We start from the raw sequence: 12,341 nt of genomic DNA on the forward strand, positions 1-12,341 counted from the left end.
AATGATGAATCCAACTGACATGAACGAGACGACCCCTGCCGAGGCAGGACAGGAGACGGCCGCCAAGCCGAAGCGTCGCACCAAGCCGAAGGCGGAGGCCGCACCCGCGCCCGCACCGGAAGGCGCGCAGCCGGACGCCGTGGAAAAACCGAAACGCACGCGCAAGACCGCGGCCCAGAAGGCGGCCGAGGCAGCGGAAGGCGCGGCTCCGGCCGCCGCCGCACCGGCCGCCGAACCGGCGCCGCGCAAGCCGCGTACCCGTAAGGTGGCCGAGGCTGCGCCCGCCGCGGCCGAGCCCGCGCCTGTTGCTGCCGCACCCGCACCTGCACCCGCACCCGCACCCGCACCCGCACCTGCCGTAGCCGCTCCGGCGGACGAGGCTGCAAGCCAGCGCAAGCCGCGCGGCCCGCGCCAGATGCGCGAGCAGCGCCAGCAGCGCGAACCGCGCCAGCCGCGCGTCGAGTCGGAAGCGCCCGCGGTGGAAGCCGTTGCCGCCGAGGCAGCGCCGGTCGAAGCCGGTCGCAACGAGCAGCGCCGCGACCAGCGCGGCGGCAAGCAGCAGAAGAAAGGCCAGCAAGGCCAGCAGCGCGGCCAGCAGGCACAGAACGCCCAGGGCGGCCAGGGCGGCCAGAACGCTCAACCGCAGGGCCAGAACCAGAAACAGCAGGGCAAGGGCAAGAACGCCAGACCGGGCAACAAGCCGGCCAAGGGCGGCAAGGGCAACGATGCCGACGCCGTGTTCTCGTTCGTCACGTCGGACGCGTTCGACGCCAACGAGGGCGGCCGCGGCCAATCGCAGCCGACCAAGGCGCGCCGCGACCTGACGGCCGAGGACGACGCACCGAAGCTGCACAAGGTGCTGGCGGAAGCAGGCCTCGGTTCGCGCCGCGACATGGAAGAACTGATCATCGCCGGCCGCGTGTCGGTGAATGGCGAGCCGGCCCACATCGGCCAGCGCATCCTGCCGACGGACGCTGTGCGCATCAACGGCAAGCTGCTGCAGCGCCGCGTGAACAACAACAAGCCGCCGCGCGTGCTGGTGTACCACAAGCCGGCCGGCGAAATCGTCAGCGCGGACGATCCGGAAGGCCGTCCGTCCGTGTTCGACCGCCTGCCGACCATGAAGAGCGGCAAATGGCTGGCCGTGGGCCGCCTCGACTTCAACACCGAGGGCCTGCTGCTGTTCACGAATTCCGGCGATCTGGCGAACCGCCTGATGCACCCGCGCTACAACATCGACCGCGAATATGCCGTGCGTACGCTGGGCGAGCTGGAAGAGGGCATGCGCCAGAAACTGCTGGCCGGCGTCGAGCTCGACGACGGCACGGCTTCGTTCACCAAGATTGCCGATGGCGGCGGCGAAGGCGTCAACCGCTGGTACCGCGTGGTGATCGGCGAAGGCCGCAACCGCGAGGTGCGCCGCATGTTCGAGGCGGTGGGCCTGACCGTCTCGCGCCTGATCCGTACGCGCTACGGCGCCATGACCCTGCCGTCGGGCCTCAAGCGCGGCCGCTGGGAAGAGCTGGAAGAAAACGACGTCCGCAACTTCCTCGACGCCTTCGGCATCGAGAAGAAGGGCGGCGGACAGAACAACAAGGGCGCTGCCGGCGGCAAGGGGCTGGGCAAGGGGCAGGGTGGTCCCAAGGGGCGCGGCAACGACGATCACCGCTCGAACGGCAACCGCATCGACCGCGCCGACGCCAACCGCAACGTGGATCCGTTCGGCCCGCCGGTGGCGCGTGTCGGCTCGGGGCGCGAAGAGGGCGGCATCCTGGGCGGCCGCGGCGGTCAGGGTCAGGGTCAGGGCCAGGGTGGACGCGGCTTCGGCGGTGGCCAGGCACGCGGCAGCAACCAGCCGCGTGGCAACAACCAGCCGCGCGGTAGTGGCGGTGGCGGCGGTGGCGGTGGCGGCAAGGGCCCGCGCCAGCCGGATCCTCTGCAGACGACGTTCGGTTTTGCCGGCGCCGGCCAGAACCGCCGCAGCCAGGGTCCGCGCGTGAGCGACCACGGTATGCCGCGCCGCGGTCGCCGCGGTTAATTCGTCAAATCGCGCGGGCATGATTTGAGTCATGCCGCGCGAAAATGAATCGCTCGCAGCGCCGTATTCTTCAAACGTGTAAACTGTTGCATAGCTGTTCATTTTGCAGTGCGGCGATTGCGGCCGACCCTGTATCGGGTTATAATGCGTGTCTAACCCGAGTGCTTCCCAATATTGTTTTGGCGAACAAGCTCCAGTTGGGAATACAAAAGATGGGCAGTTGCCCATTTTTTTTTTGTTGAATCGTTTTAAGGGTCCGGCACCGGACCGTGGAGAAACCTGTGCAGTTGTTTGATTTGATTGCCACGACAGTCAGCGGACTGGGCTACGACCTCGTCGATATCGAACGGGGCGAGCGAGGCATCCTGCGCGTGTTTATCGACTTCCCGGCGGCAGTGGCGGACGAAAAGGGACCGATCTCGGTCGAGGATTGCGCCACGGTGAGCCACCAGCTGTCGCACGTGTTGATGGTCGAAAACGTCGACTACGAGCGCCTGGAAGTGTCGTCGCCCGGACTGGACCGTCCGGTGCGCACCCTGGCCGACTTCGAGCGCTTTGCCGGCAGCGAATGCACCGTCAAGCTGCGCGTCGCGATGCCCGGCACCGCGAACCGCAAGACCTGGACGGGCATCCTGCATGCGCCGCAGGGCGACAAGATCGGGTTGGAATTTGAAAGCAAGGATGGGCCGGCGTTGCTCGAATTTACGCTGGCCGAACTGGACAAGGCACGCCTGGTGCCGAAGGTGGATTTTAGGAGTCGCAAAGCATGAGTCGCGAAATTTTGTTACTGGTTGATGCGCTCGCGCGCGAAAAGAACGTCGATAAGGAAGTGGTCTTCGGGGCGCTCGAGTTCGCCCTGGCGCAAGCTACCAAAAAGCGCTATGAAGGCGAGGTCGACATTCGCGTGTCCATCGACCGCGACACGGGCGAATTCGAAACCTTCCGCCGCTGGCACGTCGTGCCCGACGAGGCCGGCCTGCAGCTGCCCGACCAGGAAATCCTGCACTTCGAAGCCAAGGAACAGATTCCGGACATCGAAGTCGACGAATACATCGAAGAACCGATCGAGTCGGTCGAGTTCGGCCGCCGCTTCGCCCAGGACACGAAACAGGTCGTGCTGCAGCGCGTCCGCGACGCCGAGCGCGAGCAGATCCTGCAGGACTTCCTGGAGCGCGGCGACGCGCTGGTCACCGGCACCATCAAGCGCATGGAGCGCGGCGATGCGATCGTCGAATCGGGCAAGATCGAGGCGCGCCTGCCGCGCGACCAGATGATCCCGAAGGAAAACCTGCGCATCGGCGACCGCGTGCGTGCCTACATCCTGCGCGTGGACCGCAACATGCGCGGCCCGCAGGTGATCCTGTCGCGCACGGCACCGGAATTCATCATGAAACTGTTCGAACTCGAAGTGCCCGAGATCGAGCAGGGTCTGCTGCAGATCAAGTCGGCCGCCCGCGACCCGGGCGTCCGTGCGAAGATCGCTGTCTTTACCGCGGACAAGCGCATCGACCCGATCGGTACCTGCGTCGGCATGCGCGGTTCGCGCGTGCAGGCCGTGACCGGCGAACTGGGCGGCGAGCGCGTGGACATCGTGCTGTGGTCGGAAGATCCGGCCCAGTTCGTGATCGGCGCGCTGGCTCCGGCCAACGTGTCGTCGATCATGGTGGATGAAGAGAAGCACGCGATGGACGTCGTCGTCGACGAGGAAAACCTCGCGATCGCGATCGGCCGTTCGGGCCAGAACGTACGCCTGGCGTCCGAGCTGACCGGCTGGAAGATCAACATCATGACCGCCGAAGAGTCGGCCAACAAGGCTGCCCAGGAAACCGCTGCCGTGCGCACGCTGTTCATGGCAAAGCTGGACGTGGACGAGGAAGTGGCGAACATCCTGGTCGAGGAAGGCTTCTCGAGCCTTGAAGAAGTCGCATACGTGCCCATCTCCGAAATGCTGGAGATCGAATCGTTCGACGAGGACACCGTCAACGAACTGCGCACCCGCGCACGCGACGCGCTGGTGACCGAGGCGATTGCTTCGGAAGAAGGTCTCGAGGGTATGGAAGAGGCGCTGGCCAACCTGGAAGGGATGGACCGCACCACCGCCGGCAAGCTGGGTCTGGCCGGTATCAAGACCCTGGAGCAATTCGCGGGTCTGGCCTACGACGAGTTCAGCGCCATCCTGGCGCTCCCGACCGATCGTGCCCGTGAACTGATCAAGAATGAATTTAATGATGTGACCGACGATGAGATGAAACTGGTCGACGCCAAGTACGACGACCGGGCCAAGGCCCTCCAGGCGAAAGCCTGGAGCCAGGTCGAAACGGCCAAGGCATAAATGAGACGCGACAGACCGGAGCACATTGCTTTCCGGTCTTCGCGCTTTATTAAGCTAGCAAATTTCTTTATCATCTCGCGACACATAGAAAAGAGGACTGAATGGCGAGTAACAACGTAGCCCAATTTGCCACCGAACTGAAGATGCCTGCAGACTTGCTGCTGACGCAGCTGCGTTCTGCCGGCGTCGAGAAAAGTTCGACGTCAGATCCCTTGTCCAAGGATGATAAGGATAAGCTGCTGAACCATCTGCGCCGTACCCACGGTGCCGCCGAATCCGGCGAAAAGAAGAAGATCACGGTGACCCGCAAGGAAACCTCCGAGATCAAGCAGGCTGACGCGAGCGGCAAGTCGCGCACGATCCAGGTCGAAGTGCGCAAGAAACGCACTTTCGTGCAACGTGACGATCTCGTCACGCCGAAAGCGGCTGCCCAGCAGTCGCCGGTCGTCGACGCCGCCGAGCAGGCGCGTCGCGATGAAGAAGCGCGCCGTCAGGCAGAGCTGATCGCGCGTCAGGAAGCGGAACTGCGCGAGAAGCAGGAACGCCTGGCCAAGCTCGAATCCGAAAAGGCCGAGCAGGCCAAGGCGGCCGAAGAGCAGGCCAAGCGCGACGCGGAAGAGCGCGCCAAGCGCGAAGCCGCGGAAGCCGAGGCAGCCCGTGCCAACGAGGCGCAGAAAGCATCCCAGGCGTCGGCAGGTGCTGCGAACGCCGCCGAGGAAGCGAAGCGCGCCGCCGCCGAGGAAGCCAAGAAAGCGGCTGCCGAGGAAGCCAAGCGCAAGGCCGAAGAGGCCGCGAAGGAAGCCGCCGAACGCGCTGCCGCCACCGAGCGTGCACGCAAGGCCGTGGCCGATGAAGTCGCCCAGATCAAGGCGATGATGGCCCAGCCGCGCCGCGTGATCAAGGCGCCGGAAGTGGTGCCGGCTGCGAAACCGAAGGCGGCCGAACCGAGCACCCTGCACAAGCCGGCGACGGCTGCGAAACCGGCCGAAGCCAAGCCGGCCGACGGCGCGGGCGCCCGTGCCAAGCCGGGCGACAAGAAATCGATCAAGTCGGCCAACGTGGCCTCGACCTGGTCGGACGACAAGAAGCGCGGCGGTCCGAGCAGCGGTACGAAGGGTCGCGGCAACGCGGCGCCGACCGGCCGTGACGGCTGGCGCGCGGGTGGCGGCCGTGGCGGCCGTCGTGGCGGCCACGACGATCGCGAATCGAACTTCCAGGCCCCGACCGAAGCCATCGTCAAGGATGTCTACGTGCCGGAGACCATCACCGTCGCCGAACTGGCGCACAAGATGGCCGTCAAGGCATCGGAAGTCATCAAGCAGCTGATGAAGCTGGGCCAGATGTGCACCATCAACCAGGTGCTGGACCAGGAAACCGCGATGATCGTGGTGGAAGAGATGGGCCACAAGGCCTTCGCCGCCGCCGAGGACGATCCGGAAGCGCTGCTGGCCGACCACGGCGAGCATGCCGATTTCGAGTTGAAGCCGCGTGCGCCGGTCGTGACCGTCATGGGTCACGTCGACCACGGCAAGACCTCGCTGCTGGACTACATCCGCCGCGCCAAGGTGGCGGCGGGCGAAGCCGGCGGCATTACCCAGCACATCGGTGCTTACCACGTGGACACCCCGCGCGGCATGGTCACCTTCCTGGATACCCCGGGCCACGAGGCGTTCACCGCCATGCGTGCCCGTGGTGCCAAGGCGACCGACATCGTCATCCTCGTGGTGGCGGCCGACGACGGCGTGATGCCGCAGACCAAGGAAGCAATCGCTCACGCGAAAGCGGCCGGCGTTCCCCTCGTCGTGGCGATCAACAAGATCGACAAGCAGGGCGCGAATCCAGACCGCGTGACCCAGGAACTGGTGGCTGAAGGCGTCGTGCCGGAAGAATACGGTGGCGAATCGCCGTTCGTCCAGGTGTCGGCGAAAACCGGCCAGGGCATCGACGACCTGCTGGAAAACGTGCTGCTGCAGGCCGAAGTGCTGGAACTGAAGGCGCCGGTGGAATCGCTGGCCCGTGGCCTGGTGGTCGAAGCCCGCCTGGACAAGGGCCGCGGCCCGGTCGCCACCATCCTGGTGCAGTCGGGTACGCTGAAGCGCGGCGACGTCGTGCTGGCGGGATCGTCCTTCGGCCGCGTCCGTGCGATGCTGGACGAAAATGGCAAGTCGGTGACCGAAGCCGGTCCGTCGTTCCCGGTCGAGATCCAGGGCCTGACCGAAGTCCCGAGCGCGGGCGAGGAAGTCATGGTCATGGCCGATGAACGCAAGGCGCGCGAAATCGCACTGTTCCGTCAAGGTAAATTCCGCGACGTGAAACTGGCCAAGCAGCAGGCAGCGAAGCTGGAGAACATTCTCGACCAGATGGGCGAAGGCGAAGTCAAGAACCTGCCGCTCATCGTCAAGACCGACGTCCAGGGTTCGCAGGAAGCGCTGGTCGGCTCGCTGCAGAAGCTGTCGACGTCGGAAGTGCGCGTGCAGATCGTGCACGCGGCCGTCGGCGGCATCACCGAGTCGGACGTCAACCTGGCAACCGCGTCGAAGGCAGTCATCATCGGCTTCAACGCCCGTGCCGACGCCCAGGCGCGCAAGCTGGCGGAAACGAACGGCGTCGACATCCGTTACTACAGCATCATTTACGATGCGATCGACGAGATCAAGACGGCACTGTCGGGCATGCTGGCACCGGAGAAGCGCGAGCACGTCACTGGCCAGGTGGAAATCCGCCAGGTCATCCTCGTGTCGAAAGTCGGCGCGATCGCGGGCTGCCTGGTCACGGACGGCGTCGTCAAGCGTACCTCGTCGGTCCGCCTGCTGCGCAACAACATCGTCGTGTGGACGGGCGAGATCGAGTCGCTCAAGCGCTTCAAGGACGACGTCAAGGAAGTGCGCGCCGGTCTGGAGTGCGGTCTGTCGCTGAAGAACTACAACGACATCCAGGTGGGCGATACCCTGGAAGTGTTCGAAGTTCAGGAAGTGGCGCGTACGCTGTAATCACGGCCTTTGCCGATCGGAGTACCATTTGGGGCCAGGAGCTCGCGCCTTGCGGCGCGGGGCGACTGGCCCCAAATCATTTTTCGTCGTTCCCGCGCACGCGGGAATTCATGCTGAACGTATCGGGTTGCGCTGATGGCTCGATCGATACGGTGATCGAAGTCGATTGTTTTTCGATTTCTGAACGTCAGCATGGGTTCCCGCTTTCGCGGGAATGACGGGTGATAACAAGAATACACGGCAGTAAACGAACATGGCAAAACACAGCAAAAGCATTCCCCAGCGCGGCTTGCGCGTGGCCGACCAGATCCAGAAGGACCTGGCGGAACTGATCGCCTTCGAACTGAAGGATCCGCGCGTCGGCATGGTCACCATCAGCGAGGTCAAGCTGACCCCGGACTACGCGCACGCGAAGATCTATTTCACGCTGCTCAAGGACAGCCCGGAAGAGATCAAGCAGACGCTCGAAGGCCTGACCAAGGCGTCCGGCTACCTGCGCAACCTGCTCGGCAAGCGCCTGCACATCCACACGCTGCCGCAGCTCCACTTCGTGCACGACACGTCGACGAGCCGCGGACTCGCGATGTCGGCGCTGATCGACCAGGCGAACGCGACGAGAGCAAAAGACGACGACGAAGATTCGGATTCCGAGTGAACGCACGTCCCCCGAAAAAGCCCCGCGACCTCGTCGACGGGGTGCTCCTCATCGACAAGCCGGTCGGCCTGTCGTCCAACGATGCGCTGATCAAGGCGAAGCGCGTCGTCAACGCGAAAAAGGCCGGCCACACCGGCACGCTGGACCCGTTCGCCACCGGCCTGCTGCCGCTGTGCTTCGGCGAGGCGACCAAGTTCTCGCAAGACCTGCTGGAAGCGGACAAGACGTATGACGCCGTCGTCCACCTGGGCATCACGACGACCACGGGCGATACCGAAGGCGAGGCCGTCGAGACCCGTCCCGTGAACGTCACGGTCGAGCAGATCGAAGCGGCGCTGGCGAAGTTCCGCGGCCCCATCCTGCAGGTCCCGCCGATGTATTCGGCCCTGAAGCGCGACGGCAAGGCGTTGTACGAGTACGCGCGCGAAGGGATCACGCTGGAACGCGAAGCCCGTCCCGTCACGATCCACAAGCTCGAGATGCTGGCGTACGACGCCCCGATGCTGACGATCCGCGTCACGTGCAGCAAGGGCACGTACGTGCGCGTGCTGGGCGAGGACATCGGTGCCGAACTCGGCTGCGGCGCGCACCTGAACGCGCTGCGCCGCATCCAGGTGGGCAGCCTGACGGTCGACGGCATGGTGACCCTGGAGCAGTTGCAGGCGCACGACAATCCGCTGTCGCTGCTGGCCCCCGTCGATGCGCTGCTGTCGAGCTTCCCGCGCGTCGAGCTCACCCCCGAACTGGCCGCGCGCTTCCTCAACGGCCAGCGTCTCGCGCTGAACCGCGAGCCGGTGACGCTGCCGGAGACGCCCGGCAGGGTGCGCGTCTACCACGACGATAAACTGCTGGGCACCGCGATCCTGCAGGACTGGGGCGTGCTGGCGCCGGAACGGCTGATCGCGCGGCCGCAGGGTTAACCGCTTGCTCTGGCGTCAACATTGCGCCAGAATCAAGTGATGCAAGCCACCGACTCCCTCCGCACCGAAGCGCAACTGGCCGGCCGGGCCACCGGCGCCATGTTCTTTTTCGTGTTCGGCGCCGTCTGGCTGGAAGGCTGGGCGACGCAAGCTCACGAGGGCGCTGCGGCATGTGCCGGCATCGCGTTAATGGCCCTGGCCCTGCTGGCCGTCGCGTGGCGCCGTTACCGCCGCTACGCGCCCGCGCTGGCGCACGCGCAGGACACGCCGGAGCGGCGCCGCATGAAGCGTGTCTTCAACATCGTGAACGCGGCACAATGGACCGCCATCTTCATCCTCGCGCAGGTGCTGGTCAACCTGGGCAAGGGCGCATGGATCATCCCGATGGCCATCGCCATCATCGGCCTGCACTTCCTGCCGCTGGCCCATGTGTTCAAGAATCCGCCGCATTACGTGACGGGCCTGGCGATGGTCGCGTTCGCCGCGCTGTATCCGCTGCTGGCGAGCGGCGGCCCGACGGCGCCGGTGGGCTTCCTCGGTGCCGGACTCATCCTGTGGCTCAGCGCCGCCTGGGCACTGCGCGCCTGACGTCATCGTCGTTCAACATTTCGGCGTTATTCTGGCGATGCAGGCCGTTGCGGCGCAGCAGAGGCCTGTAAGCATGCTATACTAGTGGGTTCCGGAAGTCGAAAGTCTCGAGCTCTTCCGCCCATCACGCAACATTTCACTGTTGAAAACGCATATGTCAGACACCAAACGCGCGATTCGTAATATCGCAATCATCGCCCACGTTGACCACGGCAAGACCACCCTGGTGGACCAGCTGCTGCGCCAATCCGGCACTTTCCGTGAAAACCAGGCGGTCGACACCCGCGTGATGGACTCGAACGACCTCGAGAAAGAACGCGGCATTACGATTCTGTCGAAGAACTGCGCGGTCGAGTACGAAGGCACCCACATCAACATCGTCGACACCCCGGGCCACGCCGACTTCGGCGGCGAGGTCGAGCGCGTGCTGTCGATGGTCGACTCGGTGCTGCTGCTGGTCGACGCCCAGGAAGGCCCGATGCCGCAGACCCGCTTCGTGACCCGCAAGGCACTGGCGCTGGGCCTGAAGCCGATCGTCGTCGTCAACAAGATCGACCGTCCGGGCGCGCGCGCCGACTGGGCGATCAACCAGACGTTCGAACTGTTCGACAAGCTGGGCGCCAACGACGAGCAGCTGGACTTCCCGATCGTCTACGCCTCGGGCCTGAACGGCTACGCCGGCATGGACGAAAGCGTGCGCGGCGGCGACATGAAGCCGCTGTTCGACGCCATCCTGAAATACGTGCCGGTGCGTGACGACAATCCGGACGGTCCGCTGCAGATGCAGATCACGTCGCTCGACTACTCGTCGTACGTCGGCAAGATCGGTATCGGCCGCGTCAACCGCGGTCGCGTCAAGCCGGGCATGGACGTGCTGGTCGTGAACGGCCAGGACGACAAGAATCCGATCAAGGGCCGCATCAACCAGGTGCTGAACTTCAAGGGCCTGGAGCGCGTGCTGGTCGATGAAGCCGTCGCCGGCGACATCGTGCTGATCAACGGTATCGAAGACATCGGCATCGGCGTGACCGTGACCGCGGTGGATACGCCGGAAGCGCTGCCGATGCTGACCGTCGACGAGCCGACCCTGACGATGAACTTCATGGTCAACAACTCGCCGCTGGCCGGCCGCGAAGGCAAGTTCGTCACCAGCCGCCAGCTGCGCGACCGCCTGGACCGCGAACTGAAGTCGAACGTGGCGCTGCGCGTGCTGCCGACCCCGGACGACACCGTGTTCGAAGTGTCGGGCCGCGGCGAGCTGCACCTGACCATCCTGCTGGAAAACATGCGCCGTGAAGGCTTCGAGCTGGCCGTGTCGCGTCCGCGCGTCGTCTTCAAGGAGATCGACGGCGTCAAGTGCGAGCCGTACGAAAACCTGACCGTCGACGTCGAAGAAGTCAACCAGGGCGGCGTGATGGAAGAACTGGGCCGCCGTCGTGGCGACCTGCAGAACATGGAATCGGACGGCAAAGGCCGCGTTCGTCTGGAATACCGCATCCCGGCCCGTGGCCTGATCGGCTTCCAGGGCGACTTCATGACCCTGACCCGCGGCACCGGCCTGATGAGCCACGTGTTCGACGCGTACTCCCCGGTCGACAACGGCAAGGGCGAACTGGCCGGCCGCCGCAACGGCGTGCTGATCTCGCAGGATGACGGCCAGGCCGTCGCCTACGCACTGTGGAAGCTGCAGGACCGCGGCCGCATGTTCGTCGAGCACAACACCCCGGTGTACGAAGGCATGATCATCGGCATTCACTCGCGCGACAACGACCTGGTCGTCAACCCGATCAAGGGCAAGCAGCTGACCAACGTGCGCGCGTCGGGTACCGACGAAGCCGTCCGCCTGGTGCCGCCGATCCAGATGTCGCTGGAATACGCCGTCGAGTTCATCGAGGACGACGAACTGGTCGAGATCACGCCGAAGAGCATCCGCCTGCGCAAGCGCCACCTGAAAGAGCACGAGCGCAAGAAGGCCAGCCGCGAAGCCGCATAAGCTTCACCGGTTCCGACGAAAAACCCGCTGTTCGCAGCGGGTTTTTTTATGGCTCGGGAATCCATCGATTTGGCTTCCCGGGCAAGGACAAAACGATGTGGTTATTGCATTGGAAGGAATAACATTATTTCCACTTAATTGACTTCCAATTAAGGCAAAAGCGGTCCCGACGCAGCCGTCCCGATTGGCCACAAGCCGCAGAGGAACCGATGCGGACGCGCGGGTAAGCCCGAAGAGATTCCGTCGATCACAATAACACTGGAGATACCATGAAACTGCTGAAACAACTGACCGTCGTTGCCGCCCTGTCCTCGATCGCTTCGTACGCATCGGCCCTGACCCCGATCGCCGATGCCGAACTGTCCAAGGTCTCGGGCCGTGACGGTGTGTCGATCGCCGCTGACCTGCATGTGAACATCGGTTCGTTCGTCTACACGGATACCGATACCGCAGGCGGCTCGGTGAGCTTCAACAACATCAAGATCGCCGGTGCCATCGCTGCAACCATCGACATCATCAACAACGCCACGTTCCAGGCCGACGCCAGCGCAGCGTCGGGCGCATCGAGCGTCCTGGGCGTGACCGGCGGTGCCGGCCTGGCCGCCTTCATGCCGGCTGGCGACGTCGTCAAGATCGCCATCCCGCTGATCGACACCAACAAGAACCTGAGCATGTCGGTCGACTCGATCAAGATGGGCAACTCGACCGCTTCCTACGGTTCGTTCGCCGCCAACGACATCAAGCTGCAAGGCACCACCGTCTACATCTGGGCGCACTGAGCGGCCCGGGTTGGGTGATGGACGGCCCGCGGGCTTGCCCCGGGCC

The 12,341-nt window shown here is 64.6% G+C and carries 9 protein-coding genes; all 9 read left to right on the forward strand.

Annotated elements, in window-relative coordinates; translation table 11 throughout:
- Positions 1–4: 4 nt before the first annotated feature.
- The 9 genes from rluB to ASD28_RS02370 all read left to right on the forward strand — a co-directional run bounded on the left by rluB (position 5) and on the right by ASD28_RS02370 (position 12,295).
- Positions 5–2,038: a 23S rRNA pseudouridine(2605) synthase RluB gene (gene rluB, locus ASD28_RS02330; RefSeq protein ID WP_056123306.1), complete on the forward strand. Its 2,034-nt coding sequence runs from the start codon at positions 5–7 to the stop codon at positions 2,036–2,038.
- Positions 2,039–2,319: 281 nt separating this feature from the next.
- A complete protein-coding gene (rimP, locus tag ASD28_RS02335) occupies positions 2,320–2,808 on the forward strand; it encodes a ribosome maturation factor RimP (protein ID WP_056123309.1) in 489 nt (162 codons plus the stop codon).
- Positions 2,805–4,370, forward strand: coding sequence for a transcription termination factor NusA (nusA, locus tag ASD28_RS02340; protein ID WP_056123311.1), 1,566 nt, complete (start codon positions 2,805–2,807; stop codon positions 4,368–4,370). The genes rimP and nusA overlap by 4 nt, the downstream gene beginning before the upstream one ends.
- Positions 4,371–4,471: 101 nt before the next feature.
- Positions 4,472–7,360 carry a translation initiation factor IF-2 gene (infB, locus tag ASD28_RS02345; RefSeq protein ID WP_056123314.1) on the forward strand — a complete coding sequence of 963 codons (2,889 nt, stop codon included), beginning with the start codon at positions 4,472–4,474 and terminating at the stop codon, positions 7,358–7,360.
- 253 nt (positions 7,361–7,613) lie between these two features.
- Positions 7,614–8,015: a 30S ribosome-binding factor RbfA gene (rbfA, locus tag ASD28_RS02350; RefSeq protein ID WP_056123317.1), complete on the forward strand. Its 402-nt coding sequence runs from the start codon at positions 7,614–7,616 to the stop codon at positions 8,013–8,015.
- Entirely contained in the window at positions 8,012–8,935 is a 924-nt protein-coding gene (gene truB, locus ASD28_RS02355; RefSeq protein WP_056123321.1) for a tRNA pseudouridine(55) synthase TruB, read from the forward strand. The genes rbfA and truB overlap by 4 nt, the downstream gene beginning before the upstream one ends.
- A gap of 39 nt (positions 8,936–8,974) precedes the next feature.
- Entirely contained in the window at positions 8,975–9,523 is a 549-nt protein-coding gene (locus ASD28_RS02360) for a hypothetical protein (protein WP_056123324.1), read from the forward strand.
- A gap of 154 nt (positions 9,524–9,677) precedes the next feature.
- A complete protein-coding gene (typA, locus tag ASD28_RS02365; RefSeq protein ID WP_056123327.1) occupies positions 9,678–11,516 on the forward strand; it encodes a translational GTPase TypA in 1,839 nt (612 codons plus the stop codon).
- A gap of 269 nt (positions 11,517–11,785) precedes the next feature.
- Positions 11,786–12,295, forward strand: a complete 510-nt coding sequence (locus ASD28_RS02370; RefSeq protein ID WP_056123329.1) for a DUF6160 family protein — start codon at positions 11,786–11,788, stop codon at positions 12,293–12,295.
- The last annotated feature ends 46 nt before the right edge of the window (positions 12,296–12,341 follow it).

Origin of the sequence: Massilia sp. Root133 (assembly GCF_001426525.1) — a bacterium.
Classification (GTDB): domain Bacteria; phylum Pseudomonadota; class Gammaproteobacteria; order Burkholderiales; family Burkholderiaceae_D; genus Telluria; species Telluria orientalis.